Genomic DNA, 19282 nt, shown 5'->3' with positions numbered 1-19282 from the left:
AGGGTAGAGACCACAAAAAAAGAGGAGCATTGCGTAACAGCTGAAAAATCTCGATGGGGTTATTAGCGTCCCTGAACCGCCAGTCTTCTGTGGAACGCCAGCGCTACGTGCCGGTCATCAATCACATGGGCTTGGCAATGGGTAAGATTGCGGTCCCGTGTGCGGCTATGGCGGCGTTTACCCCGTAGCGCAATCGTCCTAGCATCTCGCCCACGTCCGTCCTTGGACATGAGAGTCCAGCCGCTTCTTAGAAGCTGTAGCGGGCCGTCAGTTTGAAATTGCGTGGGTCGCCGTAGACGTCGTACGGTTCATAGCCCCCGTTGGCGATGCTGACGTAATAAGTACGGTCGAACAGGTTGTTTACGTTGAACTGCAAATCCAGTTGCTCGCTGGCCTTGTAGCCTGCCACCAGGCCGGCCACGGTGTACGAGCCCTGTCGATTTTGCCATGCACTGCTACCGCTGCCTCCCGCGGTGCGGATCTGGCTCTGCTGGTAAACATCACCGCCAATGCGCCAGCGTTGCAGGTCGCCGGGTAGGCTGTAGATCGTGGAGAGCTTGAATAGCTGACGCGGCAGTCGGCGGTTGAAGTCCTGGCCTTCCAGGGTTGCATTGGCGTCGTTGACGTATTTCGTCTGGGTGTAGGTGTACCCAGCGGCCAGTTGCCAGTTTTCGGTCAGGGCGCCTTGGATTTCCAGGTCAACACCTCGGCTGCGCACCAGGCCGGAAGCCTCGTGGCACGAACTGTTGGCGGCTGGACCGCAGCCTTTGACGTCAGGCAATTCCTGGGCGCGATTCTTCTGATCAATCTGGAAAACAGCGAGGCTGGCGTTCAGTGCGCCATCGAAGTATTCGCCCTTGATACCCACTTCGTAGTTCTCGCCCAAGATAGGCTCGATCACTTGCCCACCGAGGCCTTTTTCGGTCTGTGGCTTGAAGATATCGGTGTAGCTGACGTAGACCGAGTGATTGGCGTCCAGGTCATAGACCAGGCCGGCATAGCGGGTCAAATTGCGCGTGACCTTGTAGCTGCTTGCGGGGGTGGCCCTGCTTTCGAATTCGTACCAGTCCAGACGACCGCCGAGAATCAGCGACAGAGGTTCGGTCAAGCGCAGGCGGGTGCTGGCATAGAGACTGTCCTGAGTCGTCGTCTCGAGGCGGCCGTCGGGGCCTTTGACGATATTGGGCTTGGTATGACCACGTGGGTCCCACGCGAACAGATCGACGTTGCTGTCGATGAACCTTTCCCAAATATTACCGGTACGATAATCCAGCTGGCGCTTGCTGAGGCCCATGCTGAAGTCATGTTCTTGACCCAGCAACTGGAAGGGGCCGCTGAGGGCCAGGTCATAACCTCTTTCCTTCTGTTCCATGGCTTGCGTCCATAGATAGTGGCGGTTGTATCCCCATATGGAAGAGGCCAGTACGTCATTGTCGGTCGTCGACTGCATGGCTGCCATGCGCAGCTTCCAGTCGTTGGCGAAACCGTGCTCCAGGGTCGCGAAATAACCGGTGGTGCGGTTGTTCATGTATTCATAGTCGTGTCCCAGGAACGTGTCCCGGGGTAGCCCTAGATGACCACCGCCACGGGCCATGGGCAACCCGCCCCAGACGTAGTTGGTGTAGTCCTTCTGCCGATAGGCGCCCAGCGTCAAAGTGGTGGTATCAGTCAGGTCGGCGTCTACCACGCCGTAGTACAGGTCCGCGTCACTTTCCACCGACTCGCGGAAGCTTTTCGAGTCTTGCCGCGAGAGCACGGTACGGGCGCGCAAAGTGCCGCTTTCATTGAGTGGGCCGCCAATGTCCAGGGTGCTGCTGTAATCGTCCCAACTGCCAGCGCTGCCGGTGAGCACCGCCTGGAACTTATGTGTCGGGCGTTTACGCACCAGGTTGATGGCGGCCGCAGGGCTGCCGGCGCCTTGGGCCAGGCCGGTGGCGCCGCGAACGATTTCCACCCGGTCATACATGGCCAGGTTGGCTTCGCTGCTGGGCAGGTAGGTGAGGAAGCTGGTGGGAAAACCGTCGTACATGACGGTGTCGACGTCAAACCCGCGCGCGCTGAAGGTGGGGCGCGCCACGCCGCCGGAGTTATTCAGGAAAATCCCCGGCGCGCTATGGGCCACATCACTGATGGTGGTCATGGCCTTGTCGTCCATGCGTTTGCGCGTGACCACGCTGACCGACTGTGGCGTTTCACGCAAGGTCAAGGGCAGCTTGGTGGCGGTCTGCATGGCGCCAGTGGTGTAGGAACCGGTGTTCTCGGTCGTTTCGCCCATCTCCTGGCCGACGATTGCCGTTTCCCCCAATTGCAGGGTGCTGCTCGATTCGGGAGCCTTCTCCAGCATCACGCTGTTCGCGCCGGTCGCGCGCCAGGTCAAGCCGCTGCCTTTCAATACTTCAGCCAGTGCCGCCTCTGGCTCTTTGGGGCCGACCACCCCAAGGCTGTTCTTGCCGGCTACCAACGTGCCATCCACTATCACCTGTAAACCGCTTTGGGCAGCCAAGCGGTTCAGCGCGCTCGCCAAGGGTTGCGGTGCGATATTGAATGAGTGGGGATCAGCAAACGCCAGGCCGGATATCAGCACGCACAACAGTGTAAGCGGGGCTGCGGACAAAGATTTTATTGGCAAACCTTCAGGTAACGGATGCTGCATCAGTGCTCTCCCTAATACGAAACATTATCGTTCTAGGGAGGGGAGACGGGTGACACGCCAACACCCGTAAAAATAGTCAAGTCTTGGAGGAGATCACCAGCAGATAGTCGGTGTAGCGCTCGATCTTGAGGGGAAAGACTTTCTCCAGCGTCGCCAGGCCGTCGTCCAGGTCGTCGAGTTGAAAGGTGCCGCTGACTTTGAGTGCGCCCAGGCTCGTGTCCCGTATCAGGATGATCCCCGGACGATAGCGTTCGACCTGCTCAAGCACCTGCGCAAGCGGCGTCATTTCGAAGACCAGGCGACCCTGCTCCCACGCCAGTATCGTGTCGACGACCACACTCTGCTTGGCGCCCAGGCCATCGGCACGCCCACCCACGGTTTCGCCAGCGCTGAGCGTCACCTTGTCAGGCGCATTGGTGACAGCCACACGCCCGCGGCGCACCGTGACATCCACGTGCTCGCCATCACGGCGCACTGCGTAGATCGTGCCCAGGGCCGTAGCGCTCAGGGCCCCTGCCTGCACACTGAAGGGCCGTTGTGGGTCCGGCTTTACATCGAACACGGCCTCGCCCTTGCGCAGGGTAATGCGGCGCCCATCGCCGGTGAAATTCACATCTACGGCGCTGTTGGCATTCAAGGTGATGTGAGAACCATCAGCAAGCGTGACCTGGCGACGCTCAGCGGTGCCGGTGTAATAGTCTGCGTCCAACGCCATGTATTGCGCCCATGCCACGCCGAGCCCGAGTACCAACGATGCTGCGATACCCATTGCCCACACGCGTCGCGACGACGGCCGTGCTGCGGCACGAGGCTCGGCCAGATGTGCGCTTAAACTCCACAGCCGACGCGCCTCGACAAACGCCTGCTGATGCTCCGGTGCCTGTTCGCACCATGCCCGCGCCGCGGCCACATCAGAGGGCTGCACCGAGCCCGAGGTAAGGCGAATCACCCACGCGTGGGCAGTGCGCTGGACTTCGCTAATGGATTGGGGGGTGTCGGATTGATCATGCATACCGGCTATCGTTGCAGGCATTGGCTGAGAAAGTCGAGAGTAATAGCTAATTGTTTTTCCACCGTACTTACAGATACCTGCAGTTGAGAGGCTACTTCCTTATGGGGAAGGTTGCGCAGCCGGCACAGGGTAAATATCTCCTGGCACTGGATAGGTAAGCGGTGCAAAGCGGCGGCCATTGCGGCGAGTTCCTGTTGCGCTACCACGACATCGAACAGAGCCGGGCTTTCGCCCGTTACCTCGTAAAGGTAGGCGGTGCCTTCGTCGAGGCGCTCCCGTGTTTGCCTGCTGCGTGCATGATCAATCGCCAAGTTACGGGCAATTTTAAAGATAAAGCCGCGTAGGTTGAGCACCGGTTTACGGGGTGGCTGACGGAGCAGGCGCAGGTAGGTTTCCTGAGTCAGATCGGCAGCAGTCTCAGGATTGCGCAACTGACGATGAAGAAACGAACGCAACTCGGTGGCATGGGCCCGAAACGCCACCTCAAGCTCTTCGGTGGTCATGCTCGACATTGGCAGAGATCACGCAGAGGAAAGCCCCGTACTTTAATGATAGCGCTTCGCATTAACAATCTTTTCTTGGGCTGCCAGCTTGATCGGCCTATGACTGGAAATGGCAGCGACTGGCAGAGTGCGGCCAGGGGATGAGTCTGCTGACCCTTGGGCTGTTGGGCAGTTTGTGTTCGGCCGGCAGGGCGCATGGATCTGGGGCATGTTTGCCGCAGGTTTTTTGCGGGTTACTTGCGTAACTCACGTTTGATGCATCTGATAAACCACTGCGCTCCAGTAGCGGTTTCCATTGCGTATCTGGCGAGTCGAGCCGCTAGCCTCGAGCTGCTTACCAATCATTCAATTCATGAAGCTATGACCGGGCAATTGCATGTCGACTAAAGAAACCTTGCCGCTCATGGTCAGGTTCGGCTGGCCATGGCGCATCAGGATGATCTCCCTGTTCACTGTGTTTACGTCCTTGTCTTGCTGGTGGGGGCGGGTGAAGGATGAGTGCTTACGGGCAGTTAAAGCCAGGTGGCTACTGGGTAGGCAGAACATTGAGTCGGGAGGGTACCACCTGGGCAATAGGCGCGCGGCATCCCGAAAAAATAATCAGGGTTTTTATAAAAGGCAATGAGCCACTAGCCCATCTGTGCTAGTTCACTCGCGAATGGATCAATGCTAACTTTTGGGCTTTATTTTTGTGGTGAAAGAGGGTTCTTTTTAGTGCCTTCTCTAAAAGTTTATTGGTCCGGCAATTAATTAAATCCCCGTTCCCCAGCGAAGCCGAAGTTAGGGTTGCGCTCAACCCTATTGCAACTAAGGAGAGTGCTCATGAATTACCGATGCCTGCTGCCCATGCTCTTGCTGGCTGGTTGTGTTTCGCAACCCAATCATCAGGGTGTCAATTGGGGAGATGGCGCTTGCCCCAAACCCGCGCCAGAAAGCATTTCGGCCACTAATCATCTGGTGATAGAAGACGGTAAGACACTGAAATGCCAAATCCGCCCTTATGTCTGGAACATGGCTTGCCAAGGGATCGTCGACGCAGGCACTGAAGGCGTTATTTGCCAGGACAATGGGGGGAACCAGATGATTTTCTTGTTCGATGACAAAGGCGTGTTGACTACGCATCGCAGCGTGAAGGCGGGCTAGTGCGGACCACACGACAAAGATCAAGGTGGCAGCCGAGCATGAATGACGGGTGCGGCGAGTAGCGTTGTGGCAATTTGGATTGCAATGGGTTATTAAAACCGCCAACTATTCGCCGGGAAGCTATCAATGCGTTATTTACTGGGATGTACGGTTTTGCTGGGGTGCGCCACTGCGTTCGCTGATGACGCGCAACTCAAACAGTGGGAAAAGATGGATCGTTGCTCGACTGCTGCGTTTATCGCGGTATCTATCCTTGAAGAAAGCGAAGACACCTACAAACAGGCAATCGCTCTACAAGGGGCGCTTAATGGGCTCAAGAACAATACAAAGCTGGAAGAGACAAACCCGACTGAGAATGAAATGACGGGCGCCTACAACATGGCGCTAAGGATCTCCCACACGATGCCACGCCCCTTCGGCACTCGGGGTCATGATTGGCTTGTCGCCCAGGCTGCCACCGCCTGCACCTTATGGGTGCCTGAAGTCAAACCGCAGTAAGGGCTGGCGCTGGTGGCTGGGCTTACATGCCCAGGGTCGGAATGGTTACCTGGCCACATTCTATTAGTTGGCCAGCGGTCACTTGAAGCACATCATTGGGTTTTGCGGCGTATCCGGCAAGAAAGCCGATGGCCAGCAACGCGATACAGAGCAGGGATTTTCTTAAAATCATCGGGAATTCGCTGAGTCATGGGTATGAAAACATGCAGCACTGATTCCAGATTGTGAAAAAGGTTCCTGCCGGGCAGGTAGCGCGCCCGCTGATCTGAACGCGGTAAGACGCTACCTACGAAAGCAGCACCACACGGGCGCTCTCGAATAGCACGGGCCGTACAAGAATCTTGTAGCTGTCAGCATCGAACGACTGCGGTGGTAGGGCCGGCGCCAATCGGGCTTCGGCCTGCGAGGCATAAGTCCCGATGTACCGCCAGTTGTCCACGACGTGGTATTGCTCCATCTGGCCATGGCATTCGTGCAGCGCAATGGCGGCGGGGTACGGCCAGCGATGGACGGCCCAGTGCGCCAACGCCTGCAGCAAACGCTCGGTGTGGGCCGCATGGGTTTCATCGCCCCGGCACGCCCCGGCGCATTTACGGATCTGCGCGCGGAAACAACCTTTTGCGCTGGGTGGTTCTATACCCATCAAGCTATGGCAGAGGCGGTGCTCGTCGGCGAGCAGCATCAACGCTTCGATCGCCATGCGTCGGCTGCGAAACAGCCCGTACAACTGCGGGCCCTCGGCCAGCGCGGTGGTGTCGATGATCTCGAGTTTGCCGTTGTGCATGCGCAGCGAGCACAGGCGCCGCTGCCGGCGCAGGCGCTTGTTCTTCAAGGGTTGCATCTCTTTGATCAGGCGCGACTCCAGCAACAGTGCACCGATTTCCCCTGCGGTCTGCTGGTACTCGATCCGCTGTGCCTGACGCAACATGCGCGCCTCTTCCGGGTTGCGCAGGTGCGCCAGCAGGCGGCTGCGAAGATCGACACTTTTACCGATGTACAACGGCAGCGAATCGTCTTGTGCGTAGAAAAAATACACGCCGGGCGCACGCGGCGCCGCCTCGGCCTGGGCGCGAAGGTGGGCAGGATATTCGAAGGATGGGGCGGGAGGAGTCGGGCGTAGAGGCATGCCGAATATAGTGCGGCATGAACCGCAGAAATGGGGTGCCGCCGGTCGGGCGCCGGCGAACCTGCACTCAACTTGCGTTGGGCAGGTTACTGATCCAACGCTTGCCGCCGGGATGACGAATTACGATTCCATTGATCTGCCACGTCGCCCATGGTCAAGGGCTCGCCACTCTTGATCCACGCCATGAACGCCCGATCGAACTTGAACGACTCCCCGCACTCGCCGATCAGGAAGCGGCGGACCTTCTGCGTATTCCTGTAGTGCGGGTCCAGTGGGGTGTCGCGGGTGATGGGGCCCGAGTGCCAGTCGAAGATCATTGCCGCTCCTTGGGTGATGCAGGTTTCTGACTCAACAATTGAAGACCGGAGCATAGCGTTCTTCACGCTTTTTGAAATGAATCGGCGCCATCGGCACTTTTTCGCCGTTCACGAATATCGCCGGGAAGGTGAGGGTGAAGTCATCCATATCGCCCTTGCCCAGGGCCGTACCCTTGCGGCTGCTGTTCGATTGCTCCTTGGGATCAAAGCCGGTTTTCAACTGCTCGATACTGACTTGATAGGTTTCACCTGTCGCCAGCGTTACGGTGACCAGGGGTGAGGCGGCGCTGACCCACAATGGCGGATCGGTCTGTTGATAGGCCGCCCGGCGTTCATCCGGGGTGTTCAGGTTGCGCAGGCGCGGGGGGGTGTAAAGCCGACCAAACAGACGTAGTTCGGTGTCGGTTGAGCGCAGCTTGTCCGGCCAGCTGTATGTTCCGGGCGGTGCTGCATAGACCAACACGTGAACCCAATCGAGCTCTGCCGAGCGTGGGGCAAAGCTCATCGCGGCTTTCGGGCCGGGGCAGGTGCGTTCGAGCAGAGCATTTGTACCCACTGTCGATTGCGGGTGCAGATACGGCCCGGTGCTGCATCCGGCAAGCAGCGCGAGGAGGATATAGAGAACGTAGTGCTTCATTGGGGCCAACTCCATTGGTCGTCAGCGCGACTATGTCATCTCTGCGGTGAGTTCTCATCAGCTCTGTGCAGCATTCTCTGGCGAGAAACGTTCTTGTTTGCCCAGGGCTGAGATAAACTCCGCGGATTCTTGAAAGGGAGCCTTGCGGCAATGGAACTGAAATCGTCGAGCAGAAGTATTCGGGTGCTGGGTTGTGCCGGGATAGTGGCCGGTGCGGGTGGGTAAATTCATGCAGCACCTGCGAACCTTGAATCTCGCCACGGAACGCTTTCTGAGTCGGTTTACCCGCACGCAGTTCCTGTGCGCTGCCATTGCCTTCACCGCGCTCAACTTCGTCTTGGACTACACCTTTGCTGCGTATACCTCGCTCTATCTCTCAATGCTCAGCGGTTGGCTGTTTGCCATGGGTTTTGTGAGGTTCCGGTCTGAACCGTGATGCGTATGTTTGATCACTACCTGAAGCGATGGGACCTGGTCGTCGACGGCGATGCATTCGTCTCGCGCAACGGCAATCTACTGCCCGTTCGCCAGCGTGGCACGCCTGCCATGCTTAAAATCTCCCAAGTGGCCGAGGAGCAGGCTGGCAGTTTGCTGATGGCCTGGTGGGACGGCGAAGGTGCAGCCCCCGTGCTGGCCCATGACGGCGAGGCCTTGCTCATGGCGCGTGCTTTGGGCTCGGCCTCGCTGATACAGATGGTCAATGACGGCCGGGATGAGGAGGCCACTCGCATCCTGTGTGGCGTAGCTGCGCGCCTGCATGCACCACGGGCCAATCCGACTCCCGCATTGGTTGCCCTGGAGCAGTGGTTCGAAGCGCTATGGCAAGGGGCGGCCATGCACGGCGGCATTCTTGAGCATTGTGCAAGCACTGCACGTGAACTCCTGGCAGCCCCCCGGGATGTCGCGGTACTGCATGGCGATATTCACCATGGCAACGTGCTGGATTTTGCCGCGTCCGGCTGGCTGGCCATTGATCCCAAGGGCCTCTACGGCGAACGGGGCTTTGATTATGCGAACCTGTTCTGCAACCCCGATGAACGCGCCCTGGCCCCGGAGTGCTTTGCGCGGCGGATCGAAGTGGTCGCCAGTGTTTCGGGTATCGAGCGGCGCAGGCTCCTGCAATGGGTGCTTGCCTGGGCAGGGTTGTCATCAACCTGGATGCTTGAAGAGGGGGATGAACCGGGAATCACCCTCGGCGTGGCGCAACTGGCGGCGGCGGCACTGCGGTGATCAGTAAGCTGTCGCCATCACCCCCCCTGTAGGAGCTGGCTTGAAGCGATCGCGCAGGACCGGTCGCCGACAAAGTGACTGACCCACCGCCATCGCCGCATAGGTATCTACACAACTTTGCTGCATCGCATAAACCCAGGCAGATAGGTCTGTTGTGGCGAGCGGGCTTGTCGGAACGCCGCATCGCCCGCGCTGGGCTGCGAAGCAGCCCTAGTAAGCCGAATGCGGTGTATTAGATACACTGTAGCGGCTGATTTTGGGGCTGCTTCGCAGCCCAGCGCGGGGCAAGCCCGCTCGCCACAGGGAAGATCGTCAGTTTCTGAAAGTTGTGTAGATGCCTATGGCCATCGCCGGCAAGCCGCCCCTAGATTTTTTTGCCGCCCAGCCAAGCGCGCTGCCTGATCGAGCTCCCTAGTAGGAGCGGATCAGTCGATCCGCGGATGCTGTTGCGCCAGGTTCTCGCGCTTGGCTTCCAGCTCGGCGATCTGCTCGTCCAGGTCTTCGATCTTCTGCTCGATATTGTCGTGATGCTCCTGCAGCAGTTCCCGTGCCTCTTCGATATCCGACGCCGCCGGGGCCGCGCCGCGCAGGGGTTTGTTGGCGGTTTCCTTCATGGTCAGCCCGGTGACCAGGCCCACCACGGCAATGACCATCAGGTAGTAGGCAGGCATGTACAGGTCGTTGGTGCTTTCCACCAGCCAGGCCACAGCGGTTGGGGTCAGGCCGGCGATCAGCACCGAAATGTTGAACGCGCTGGCCAAGGCGCTGTAGCGGATGTGGGTGGGGAACATTGCCGGCAGGGTGGACGCCATCACGCCGATAAAGAAGTTCAGCACCACCGCCAGCATCAGCAACCCGGCGAAAATCAGCCCGAGCTTGCCGCTGTTGATCAGCATAAACGCCGGAATCGCCAGAGCCAGCAGCCCGATGCTGCCGGCGATGATAAAAGGCCGGCGCCCGACTTTGTCGCTGATAAAGCCGATCAAGGGTTGCACGAACAGCATGCCGACCATGATCGCGATGATGATCAGCACGCCATGGTTTTCGCTGTAGTGCAGGTTGTGCGTCAGGTAGCTGGGCATGTAGGTGAGCAGCATGTAGTAGGTGACGTTGGTCACGGCCACCACGCCGACGCAGGTCAGCAGGCTGCGCCAATGCTTGGTGGCGACTTCCTTGAACGACACACGCGGGCCGCGGGCCAGGCCTTCGCGGTCGCCCTGTTCGAGCTTTTCAACATGCTGTTGGAAAGCCGGAGTTTCTTCCAGGGCGTGGCGCAGGTACAGGCCGATCATGCCCAGGGGCAGGGCGAGGAAGAACGGCAGGCGCCAGCCCCACTCCTGGAATTGCTCTTCGCCCAGCACGCTGGAGATCACCACCACCACGCCCGCACCGAGCACGAAGCCGGCGATGGAGCCGAAGTCCAGCCAACTGCCGAGGAAGCCGCGCTTGCGGTCGGGGGCATATTCGGCGACGAAGATCGAAGCCCCGGTGTATTCACCGCCCACCGAAAACCCCTGGGCCATCTTGGCCAACAGCAACAGGATCGGGGCCCAGATGCCAATCGAGGCATAGGATGGAATCAGGCCGATGGCAAAGGTGCTGATGGACATGATCACGATGGTGGCCGCGAGGACTTTCTGCCGCCCGTACTTATCCCCCAGCGCACCGAAGAACAGGCCACCCAGAGGGCGGATCAGGAAGGGCACGGAAAAGGTCGCCAGCGCCGCGATCATCTGCACGCCAGGGTCGGCGCCGGGGAAGAACACCTTGCCCAGCACATAGGCCACGAAGCCATACACCCCGAAGTCAAACCACTCCATGGCATTGCCCAGTGCGGCGGCGGTAATCGCCTTGCGCATCTTGGCGTCGTCAACGATGGTGATGTCGTTCAACCCGATTGGGCTGACGCTTTTCTTGCGTGATTTCATACAGGTCACTCTGTCACTGAACGGTGTCGATGCCATTGTTTTAATGGCATGGTCTATTCGGTCAGATACATGAGGACACGAAATAATTCACCGCTTTATGTTTTTTTTCCTGTAGGCGCCGGCTTGCTGGCGATGCTCCTCGACGATAACGCGAGACAACTGACCTGATCTCAGGCAATCCGCGCGCCATTGTGGCTCGCACACCCCGCAGGCAAGGGCGCTTTTAGTCCCAATCCTATTTGCTTCTTTTTTGGCACTGATAAGCTTTTTTCCTGGAAAAGTATCGGGAAATTCTTGTCATGATCGTAAATGCCGCCGTACCCAACGAGTTCAACGCCCTGCGCGTTATCACGTTGGCAACCGACGCCACCTGTGCCAATCGGCTAGCCGGCGCGTTGCGCAGTATGGGCGTGACCGCGCTGACCAATGCTCAATCGTTGAGCGACGTGCAGACCTGGCTGGTTGAACAGCCGGTGGACGTTATCGTCTGCGAAATTCGTCCGGGGTGTGACGATGGGCTGATGCTGCCAAGCCTGCTCAAGGGCCTGCACGAAGCCGGCACCGTGGCGCAGTTGCCGAGCGTCTTCTGGACCGGCGAAACCACCTTGAATGCCCAGGTGCGCGCTGCAGAAGAGGACGGTGTGGTGTCCCCGCATGCCGACACCCAGCAGCGCTGGATCAAGCACATGGGCGGGGTCGCCATCAGTGCGCTGGAGTCTCATGCACGATTGGCCCGGGCCGCAGGGATTCTGGTGGAGATCCTGCGTGAAGGCGCAACCCTGGAACTGGGCGATGCCCTGCGAGCCGTGGTGCTGACCCGCGCGAAACCGGACCCGCAGTTGCACATGACCACATTCGACGCCTTGGCCGAGGATGAAGTGATCAATGCGCTGACCACGGGGGAGGGGTTGCGCTTTGTGTTCCAGCCGCAATTCGAACTGTTGAGCCGGCGTGTAGTGGGGGCCGAGGCACTGGTGCGCTGGAAGCACCCGCGCTTTGGAGAAATCCCGCCGTCGGTGTTGATGCCGTTGGTCAACCGCCTGGGCCTGGACCTGCTGCTGTTCAGCCTGGTGGAGATGTGGAGCATCAGGGCGATGCTGGCGCTCAAGCGTGAAAACATCCTGATCCCCATCGCGGTGAACGCCTCGGCCAAAACCCTTTGCACCCCGCACTTTGCCGACCGTCTCGCCACGCGGATGCAGCAGGCCGAGTTGCCGAACCGCTTGCTGAAAATCGAGCTTACCGAGGACGTACCCGAGCCGGATGAACTGCATCTTTCAGCCTCGCTGACGGCGATCCGCGCCAAGGGCTTCCAGGTGTCCCTGGATGATTTCGGTACGGGCGCGGCCACCCTGAATCTGTTGGCGAACCTGTCGTTCGATGAGATGAAAATCGACGGCTCGTTCGTACGTGCAGTAGAGCAGCACTCCTCATCACGCAAGGTGATTGCAGGCATCGTCAGCTGGGCCGGCCTGCTGAATCTGAATCTGGTGGCCGAGGGCATCGAGGATGAGTCCACAATCCCTTTGTTGCACCGCTTGGGCTGCCGCGTCGGGCAGGGTTATGCGCTGGCGCGACCGATGGAAGTCGAGGCTTTTTTGAGCTTCCTGATTCAGCGCAATAAACATCAATAAATAGACTTGTGTTTGCCTGTCTGCCCTGTTGATGTAGTTTTTAGGAGTACTCTTATTTCCATTTTTTCATCGGTGACTTAAATTCCCCCTCGTCGAATTTTTTAAATTATCTGCCGCTGGAGTTAATCAATCTGACTATTCAATAATTATTGTTGAAGGTCATTGATTTCAAAAAAAACGACTGTTCGCCTGGCAACTTCAAATTTGCCAGTGCGTAGTGTATTGCGTGATCAAAAGTTCGCCTGCTGCTTTTTAATGTGCGCTTGCTCAGTTGCACGGATGGAATTGACGTTGTAAGCCCGTCTGCAATGACGGCAACTTACCAATGATGAGGCGGAGTTGTTTTTCATCTTTTTGCTCGTTATATAGAGTGTCCTGTGATCTATGAAACGCTTACAAATTGCTTTGCTGGATGATCATGCAATCGTGCGACATGGCCTGGTCAATCGTTTAGTGCAGGAACCTGATTTTGAAGTGGTCGGTGTCTACGCCCGCACGCGTGAACTGTTGGCAGGGCTGGCCAAGGCTCCGGCGCAGGTGCTGTTGCTGGACTATGTCCTGGGGCCCAGCGAGTTGGACGGTGTTTTACTGATTCGAGCGTTGCGGGTGAAGTTTCCACAATGCCGCATCCTGGTATTTTCCACCCACCATGATGCCGCCACCGTGATCCTGGCCTTGCGCGTAGGTGCTCGGGGGTTTCTCGGCAAGAGTGAAGACATGGGCCAGTTGATCGATGCCGTCCGGCTGGTGGCATCGGGCGTGGTCTACCTGAGCCCGGACATGGCCTACCGGGTTGCCGAGGCCACTGCGGTCAACTATGACGGTGAAGTCCGCAACCGTGAGGATGCCCTGCGCTTTGTCAGCCTGTCCGCTCGCGAGCAGGAAGTGATCCGCTGTTATCTGACCGGCATGACCATCACCGAGATTGCTGAGAAATTCAATCGCAGCATCAAGACCATCAGTTCCCAAAAGGCCTCGGCTTTTCGCAAGTTGGGCGTGATATCCAACAACGAGTTATTCAAGATCAAGCACCTCATTGAAGGCGTCTGAACCCGCCACCCACGCGCCGTGCGATTTGCTGGTTGTTGCATATACTTACGAGCGTGCCAGACGTTGTAGCGGTGGGTTACCCCTGTTTTTCGGCAGCGCGGTGTGCGCTGGGCTGAGTGGGCTCGATCACGATGAAACCTATACGTATTGCTTTGTTGGATGATCACGCGGTTGTTCGACATGGTCTGGCCAATACCCTGGCGGCCGAGGCGAACTTTGAAGTAGTGGGCATTTATGAGCGCAGCCGGGACCTGATCGCCGGCCTCGCCACGGCGCCTGCAGACTTGCTGCTACTGGACTTTTCCCTGAGTCCTGAAGAGTTGGACGGCGTGTCATTGATCCGCGCCTTGCGGGTCAAGTTTCCCGATAGCCACATCCTTGTATTGTCCACCCACCATGACCCGGCGACCGTGGGCTTGGCCATGCGTGTCGGGGCGCGTGGGTTTGTCGGCAAGGGCGAAGACATGGGCCAGTTGGTCAAGGCCATCCGTAAAGTCGCGGCGGGGGCGGTGTACCTGAGTCCCGACATGACCTATCGCCTTGCCGAAACCGTCACCAGCGATACCCGCAAGGGCCCTGGCGAGGTGCCGGACGCGCTGATCCTGGCGGAGTTGACCAGTCGCGAGCAGGAGGTGATTCGGTGTTACCTGGCGGGCATGACCATTACCGAAATCGCCGAGAAATTCAACCGCAGCATCAAGACCATCAGCACCCAGAAAACCTCGGCGTTTCGCAAGCTGGGAGTCACTTCGAACAACGAACTGTTCAAGCTCAACAAGATCATTGGTTCGCCATGAGGCAGTGGTTATGGGGGAGTGTGCTGTTGTGGTTGATAGGAGGAGCGCCTGCTCTCGGCGCGGATGGGGTTCAACTGAGTGAACAGGAGCAGCAGTGGATTCAACAACACCCGGTGCTACGGGTGGGGGTGGCGGAGGGGCTGATTCCATTCGAGTACCTGAGTGACGGGCGACTGCAAGGGCGTTCGGCGCAGTACCTGCAATTTGTGACCGATGCCACGGGCCTTGAATTCACCTACGTGCCAGGAAAGACCACGCAGATACGCGAGCAGATGCTCCTCGATGGCCAGGTCGATCTGTTGTCCTCTTACCTGCGCTTCAGGTCTGAGCGGGCGACCAAGGGCCTTACCGCGCTGACCTACCACACCACTTCGCCGATCATCGTGACCCGTGTCGACGGCCTCGATATCTTTGACATCGACCAACTGCAAGGCAAAACCGTGATGGTCCCCGACGTGGATCATTACGATGAGATAGTCAGTGAAACAGGGGCCAAGGTCACGCTGATCAAAAGCCGATCGGCCCTGGAAATGCTGACCCGTGTCGAGGACGGCAGTGCCGACGCGGCCATCGCCTCGGAAACCTTCCTGATGCCCTATCTGTACCGACAGTTCCAGGGCATCCTCGAAGTTTCAGGCGTGGTCGGCAGCCAGGCGCTGGATGTCAGCATGGCGGTTCGCTCGGACCAGGCCATGCTGATCTCGATCCTCGACAAAGTCCTGGGGTCAATCACCGCCGAGCAACGCCGAGTGATCTATAGCCACTGGTATCACGACCTCGACCTGAATGTCCCAACCTTGCTTACCCTCTACAAGCACTTCTTGCATGTCCTGGTCATGGGCGCGTTGGTGCTCGCCAGTTTGTGTGTGCTGGTCTATCGCGGCCATCGCCGGCGGCGTCAGGCCGTACGCAACGAGCAGGAAAAAACCATGTTCCTGGCCGTCATGGGCCATGAAATACGTTCGCCTATGAATGCCGTGCTGGCGGCCATGGAATTATTGGGGCACACCCGGCTCAATGAGCAGCAGCGCCACTTTGTGCACCTTGCCAATGGCGGCGCCAACGCATTGGTGCGGTTGCTGGATACCGTGCTGGACACCCCAGGCTCGGGTGCGCGGGCGTTGCGCCTGAGCATTGAACCGACCGATGTGACCGCGCTGGTGCAAGGCGTAGTTGGCTTGCACCGCCTGCGCGCCCGGGAAAAGCACCTGAGCCTGAACGTGAGCATCCACACTACGCTGCCCTTGCTGTTACTCGACAGCTCCCGCCTGACGCAGATCTTTCATAACTTGCTATCCAATGCCATCAAGTTCACCGATGCCGGTGGAGTCGATATCAAGCTGTGCCTGGTGGGCTCGCAGGCCGACGGCCAGCAATTACAAGTCAAGGTGCGCGATACCGGGATCGGTATGAGCGACGCGGTGCAGGCATCGTTGTTCCGGCCGTATGCCCAGGCCACTCACTCTTACAAGCGCTCCGGTGGTACCGGGCTGGGCCTGGTGATCTGCCAGCAGTTGGCCAACTTGATGCAGGGTTCGTTGACGCTCAACAGTGAACCGGGGGTTGGTACCACCATCATCCTCTGCGTGCCGGTGACGGTTGCACCGCAGATTACTGAACAGCCGCAGATTCAGCCGTCCGCGCCTCAGGCCGTGACGGGCGGCCTGCAGATCCTGGTAGTGGAAGACACCCTGGCCAACCAGGAAGTGCTGCGGGCGCAGATCGGTGGCTTTGGCTGCGCGGCCGTGATCGCCGCCGATGCCGCCCAGGCCCGCAGCTTGTTTGGGGAGCGAGCTTACCAATTGATCCTGATGGACTGCGACCTGCCGGACCAGGACGGTTACAGCCTGGTGCGCGAACTGCGTGAGTTCGAGCGCGATTTGGGGCGTCCACGCTGCCCGATCATCGCTATTTCTGCCTTGACCGGTGAACCGCACCTGAAACGCTGCTTGGAGGCGGGTATGGACGCAGCCTTGAGCAAGCCGATACGCCTGGGGCAACTGCGCGAGGTGATTGAGCGTTGGTGCGACGTCAAGCTGGCGGCACCCCGTGCGAGCCTGATGGCCCCACAGCTGGATCAGGCGGCGATCAATCGGGAAATGGCCAGTGACATCGGCAGCCTGATCAAGGCCATCGCGCTATGTGACCGGCCCAGTGCGGTCCACGTTGCCCATCGTCTGCACGGGGCCGCATTGATCATGGAGTGGTTGGCCCTGGGGCAGAGTGCCGAGCATCTGGAGCGCCTGTTGCGTGGGCCGCAGGGCTGGGATAACCCGGCCTATGCCCAGGCCCTGCGGGCGTTGGTTGAGCATTGGCAGGCCTTGGGCGGGAATGCGACCCTCGACGTGCTGCCGCCCAATCGGCCCGCACGAGTGACGCAGCGATGAGCGCCTTCCTGCAACGCCTGCTGTTGCTGGCAATCCTGTTGTGCAACCTGAGTGGGGCGTCACACGCCAGCCCGACGCCGATGGAGTTGACCCAGCAGGAGCGTGATTGGATTGCCGCCCACCCGGTGCTGCGTGTTGGCGTATTCGATAACTTGCTGCCTTTTGAATACATCAGCAACGGCCAGCTCAGAGGCTTGTCAGCCAAATACCTGAGGGTGATTGCAGCGCGCACGGGCTTGCATTTCGAACCTGTCACCACCACTACGCGCAGCGCCCGCAAAGACATGTTGATCAGCGGCGAAGTCGATATATTGCCCACCCGGCGCCGCGACGATGACCCGGCAAAGGATCTCGGGATGCTTTACACCACGCCCTACAACACCAGTTCGACGATTATCGTCAGTCGGTTTGGTGACCAACCTTTTGCCGACCTGGAGCTACTCGCCGGCAAGCGGGTGGTGATGCTGGGTCGTGAGGAGGACTATGTCGCGTTCTTGAGGCATAAGGCCCCGGGGATAACCGTTGTCTCTGCGCTGAATGCGGTGGACATGATGGCGATGGTCAAGGATGGTCGCACGGATGCGGCGATTGCTTCGGAATGGCTGCTGATTCCCTACCTGTCTCGCCAATATCATGGGGTGCTGCAGATTTCAGGTGTGCTTCCAATGCTGCATACCGGTGTGAGCATGGCGATACGTGACAGCGATGTGCTTCTGCTGTCCATCCTGGACAAGGCGCTGGCGTCCATCAGCGGCGATGAGCGCAAGGCGATCTATGATGCCTGGTTTGTGGAGATGGACCTGGACATACCCACGGTCAAGGCTATTGCCGAGCATTACCAGGGCGAGTTGTGGCTGTTACTGGTGGTGGTGATAGTGCTGCTTGCATTGGTCTTGCAAAGTCGTCTGCAGCGTCGCCACGCCATGAACAGCGAGCGGGAGAAGGCGATGTTTCTGGCAGTCATCAGCCATGAGGTGCGTTCGCCGATGAACGCCGTGCTGGCTGCCGTCGAACTGCTTGAGCACACCCCACTCGACGAGCGGCAACGACACTTCACCGCGTTGGCCAATAGCGGCGCCAATACCTTGCTGCGGTTGGTGGATGATGTGTTGGACATCTCCAAGATGGAAGCCGGGCAACTGGCCCTCAATCTTGAACCGGTGGACCTCTGGGCGCTGGTCTTGCGGATAGTGGGCGAGCATCGAGCCCAAGCGCAGGAAAAGGGCCTCGAGCTGCTCGTCACCGGCGAGCGTCCCGGTGATCCGCTGTTGCTGGACGAGTTGCGCCTGGCGCAGGTGCTGCGCAACCTGATCGGTAACGCCGTCAAGTTCACCGAGATCGGTCGGGTAGAGGTGCAGTTGCAACTTCTGGCAGCGCCTGCGGTGGAGGTGCGGCACCTGGTGATTCGAGTCATCGACACGGGCATAGGCTTGTCCGAACAGGCGCAATCCTCGCTGTTCCGGCCTTACGCCCGGGCCAAACAATCCTATCGGCGCACTGGCGGTACCGGCCTGGGCCTGGTGATCTGCCGGCGCCTGGTGAGGCTGATGCGCGGCGAGTTGGTGCTCAGCAGCCTGCTGGGCGTCGGGACCCAGGTCGAAGTGAGAGTGCCCGTTGAACTGGCTGCATCCCCCCCCTTGCCGGCGAACGCGCCTGCCATACCTGAGGCCGGTAACGGTTTGCAGGTGCTGGTGGTGGATGACTCGTTGCCCAGTCGGCAAATATTGCAGGCACAGCTCGCAAGCCTTGGCTGCGGCGCGCTGCTGGCGGCGGATGCAGCCCAGGGGCTGGCATTGTTCAGCGCCCATCGGGTCGATATGGTGTTGATAGCGTGTGATTCGCCAGAGAGTGATGAGCGTATGGCTGGTGCGTTTCGTCAGCTGGAACGCGAACACGAACGCTCATACTGCCCGATCATCGCCGTCTCGACAGTTGCCGGGAATGAATACCTTCAGCGTTGTTTTGATGCCGGTTTAGATGGCGTAATGACTAAACCCATCCAACTGGCCAAGTTGCAGCAGATGATTGAGCTCTGGTGCGAACTCCCCCAGGCCCCGCCAGTTGAAAGGAGTCTGGAGCCGGCGGCGACACCGGAGGCGCTGCGCAAGGAACTCAACAGCCTGATAGAGCGGCTCGCCTTGCGCGATCGCAGCTTGGCGTTGGACGCAGCGCAGAGACTGCACTCTGCCGCGCTGGAAGTGGGTTGGGCAGACTTTGCAGCGATGGCGCAGCGTATCGAAGTGCTGTTGCAAGATGAACTGAGCTGGCCTGCAGAGGCTATCGCGGGCCATGCCCGCAGCCTGCTTGAGCACAGGGGTGGGCTTATTGGCGGGGCCTAGGCTGGATGCGGGCTTCAGCGCTACATAG

At 59.1% G+C, this 19282-nt stretch carries 16 protein-coding genes; 9 read left to right on the top strand and 7 right to left on the bottom strand.

The features are described 5' to 3' along the window. Positions 1-247: 247 nt before the first annotated feature. The 3 genes from C5F71_RS00620 to C5F71_RS00610 all read right to left on the bottom strand — a co-directional run bounded on the left by C5F71_RS00620 (position 248) and on the right by C5F71_RS00610 (position 4168). Complete coding sequence (locus C5F71_RS00620) at positions 248-2653, bottom strand: TonB-dependent receptor (RefSeq protein WP_104910374.1); 2406 nt, start codon at positions 2651-2653, stop codon at positions 248-250. A 76-nt stretch (positions 2654-2729) separates the two neighbouring features. Further along, the gene (locus tag C5F71_RS00615; protein WP_104910373.1) at positions 2730-3665 is read right to left on the bottom strand and encodes a FecR family protein; all 936 of its coding nucleotides are present in this window, start codon (positions 3663-3665) and stop codon (positions 2730-2732) included. A 5-nt stretch (positions 3666-3670) separates the two neighbouring features. After that, the gene (locus C5F71_RS00610) at positions 3671-4168 is read right to left on the bottom strand and encodes an RNA polymerase sigma factor (protein ID WP_224791095.1); all 498 of its coding nucleotides are present in this window, start codon (positions 4166-4168) and stop codon (positions 3671-3673) included. Between the two features lie 822 nt (positions 4169-4990). Between C5F71_RS00610 and C5F71_RS00600 the strand changes: the two genes are divergently transcribed. Both C5F71_RS00600 and C5F71_RS00595 read left to right on the top strand, forming a co-directional pair. Then, positions 4991-5311, top strand: coding sequence for a hypothetical protein (locus C5F71_RS00600; protein ID WP_029293635.1), 321 nt, complete (start codon positions 4991-4993; stop codon positions 5309-5311). Positions 5312-5437: 126 nt separating this feature from the next. Beyond that, complete coding sequence (locus C5F71_RS00595) at positions 5438-5809, top strand: hypothetical protein (protein WP_029293636.1); 372 nt, start codon at positions 5438-5440, stop codon at positions 5807-5809. 286 nt (positions 5810-6095) lie between these two features. Here the strand turns inward: C5F71_RS00595 and C5F71_RS00590 are convergent, their stop codons facing one another. The 3 genes from C5F71_RS00590 to C5F71_RS00580 form a co-directional block, all read right to left on the bottom strand. Then, complete coding sequence (locus C5F71_RS00590) at positions 6096-6845, bottom strand: nucleotide excision repair endonuclease (protein WP_029293638.1); 750 nt, start codon at positions 6843-6845, stop codon at positions 6096-6098. Between the two features lie 176 nt (positions 6846-7021). Beyond that, entirely contained in the window at positions 7022-7252 is a 231-nt protein-coding gene (locus tag C5F71_RS00585; protein ID WP_070996080.1) for a DUF6434 domain-containing protein, read from the bottom strand. Positions 7253-7283: 31 nt separating this feature from the next. After that, complete coding sequence (locus C5F71_RS00580) at positions 7284-7889, bottom strand: hypothetical protein (RefSeq protein ID WP_029293642.1); 606 nt, start codon at positions 7887-7889, stop codon at positions 7284-7286. Between the two features lie 229 nt (positions 7890-8118). On the opposite strand from C5F71_RS00580, the gene C5F71_RS00575 reads away from it, so the two are divergent. Then, on the top strand, positions 8119-8325 hold the full coding sequence (locus C5F71_RS00575) for a hypothetical protein (protein WP_158682840.1): 207 nt from the start codon (positions 8119-8121) through the stop codon (positions 8323-8325). A 5-nt stretch (positions 8326-8330) separates the two neighbouring features. Then, entirely contained in the window at positions 8331-9119 is a 789-nt protein-coding gene (locus C5F71_RS00570; RefSeq protein ID WP_104912575.1) for an aminoglycoside phosphotransferase family protein, read from the top strand. 425 nt (positions 9120-9544) lie between these two features. On the opposite strand, the gene proP is transcribed toward C5F71_RS00570, so the two are convergent. Next, positions 9545-11047 carry a glycine betaine/L-proline transporter ProP gene (gene proP, locus C5F71_RS00565; protein WP_029293649.1) on the bottom strand — a complete coding sequence of 501 codons (1503 nt, stop codon included), beginning with the start codon at positions 11045-11047 and terminating at the stop codon, positions 9545-9547. Between the two features lie 299 nt (positions 11048-11346). On the opposite strand from proP, the gene C5F71_RS00560 reads away from it, so the two are divergent. The 5 genes from C5F71_RS00560 to C5F71_RS00540 all read left to right on the top strand — a co-directional run bounded on the left by C5F71_RS00560 (position 11347) and on the right by C5F71_RS00540 (position 19254). Next, positions 11347-12681 carry an EAL domain-containing protein gene (locus C5F71_RS00560; RefSeq protein ID WP_104910371.1) on the top strand — a complete coding sequence of 445 codons (1335 nt, stop codon included), beginning with the start codon at positions 11347-11349 and terminating at the stop codon, positions 12679-12681. A gap of 384 nt (positions 12682-13065) precedes the next feature. Beyond that, positions 13066-13731 carry a response regulator transcription factor gene (locus C5F71_RS00555; protein ID WP_029293653.1) on the top strand — a complete coding sequence of 222 codons (666 nt, stop codon included), beginning with the start codon at positions 13066-13068 and terminating at the stop codon, positions 13729-13731. A 131-nt stretch (positions 13732-13862) separates the two neighbouring features. Continuing rightward, positions 13863-14528 carry a response regulator transcription factor gene (locus tag C5F71_RS00550; RefSeq protein ID WP_029293655.1) on the top strand — a complete coding sequence of 222 codons (666 nt, stop codon included), beginning with the start codon at positions 13863-13865 and terminating at the stop codon, positions 14526-14528. A 20-nt stretch (positions 14529-14548) separates the two neighbouring features. After that, a complete protein-coding gene (locus C5F71_RS00545) occupies positions 14549-16915 on the top strand; it encodes an ATP-binding protein (RefSeq protein ID WP_256588167.1) in 2367 nt (788 codons plus the stop codon). Beyond that, a complete protein-coding gene (locus tag C5F71_RS00540) occupies positions 16912-19254 on the top strand; it encodes an ATP-binding protein (RefSeq protein WP_104910369.1) in 2343 nt (780 codons plus the stop codon). The genes C5F71_RS00545 and C5F71_RS00540 overlap by 4 nt, the downstream gene beginning before the upstream one ends. The last annotated feature ends 28 nt before the right edge of the window (positions 19255-19282 follow it).

It is taken from the genome of Pseudomonas sp. LG1D9 (assembly GCF_002949995.1).
Lineage (GTDB): Bacteria > Pseudomonadota > Gammaproteobacteria > Pseudomonadales > Pseudomonadaceae > Aquipseudomonas > Aquipseudomonas proteolytica.
This window is presented reverse-complemented; position numbering and strand designations above follow the sequence as displayed.

Bases quoted from the DNA above. Each gene is read 5' to 3' on its own strand.
- C5F71_RS00540 (WP_104910369.1), top strand. From the start codon at position 16,912: ATGAGCGCCTTCCTGCAACGCCTGCTGTTGCTGGCAATCCTGTTGTGC.
- C5F71_RS00615 (WP_104910373.1), bottom strand. From the start codon at position 3,665: ATGCATGATCAATCCGACACCCCCCAATCCATTAGCGAAGTCCAGCGC.
- C5F71_RS00620 (WP_104910374.1), bottom strand. From the start codon at position 2,653: ATGCAGCATCCGTTACCTGAAGGTTTGCCAATAAAATCTTTGTCCGCA.
- C5F71_RS00600 (WP_029293635.1), top strand. From the start codon at position 4,991: ATGAATTACCGATGCCTGCTGCCCATGCTCTTGCTGGCTGGTTGTGTT.
- C5F71_RS00610 (WP_224791095.1), bottom strand. From the start codon at position 4,168: ATGACCACCGAAGAGCTTGAGGTGGCGTTTCGGGCCCATGCCACCGAG.
- C5F71_RS00550 (WP_029293655.1), top strand. From the start codon at position 13,863: ATGAAACCTATACGTATTGCTTTGTTGGATGATCACGCGGTTGTTCGA.
- C5F71_RS00575 (WP_158682840.1), top strand. From the start codon at position 8,119: ATGCAGCACCTGCGAACCTTGAATCTCGCCACGGAACGCTTTCTGAGT.
- C5F71_RS00555 (WP_029293653.1), top strand. From the start codon at position 13,066: ATGAAACGCTTACAAATTGCTTTGCTGGATGATCATGCAATCGTGCGA.
- C5F71_RS00580 (WP_029293642.1), bottom strand. From the start codon at position 7,889: ATGAAGCACTACGTTCTCTATATCCTCCTCGCGCTGCTTGCCGGATGC.
- C5F71_RS00570 (WP_104912575.1), top strand. From the start codon at position 8,331: ATGTTTGATCACTACCTGAAGCGATGGGACCTGGTCGTCGACGGCGAT.
- C5F71_RS00585 (WP_070996080.1), bottom strand. From the start codon at position 7,252: ATGATCTTCGACTGGCACTCGGGCCCCATCACCCGCGACACCCCACTG.
- C5F71_RS00595 (WP_029293636.1), top strand. From the start codon at position 5,438: ATGCGTTATTTACTGGGATGTACGGTTTTGCTGGGGTGCGCCACTGCG.
- C5F71_RS00560 (WP_104910371.1), top strand. From the start codon at position 11,347: ATGATCGTAAATGCCGCCGTACCCAACGAGTTCAACGCCCTGCGCGTT.
- proP (WP_029293649.1), bottom strand. From the start codon at position 11,047: ATGAAATCACGCAAGAAAAGCGTCAGCCCAATCGGGTTGAACGACATC.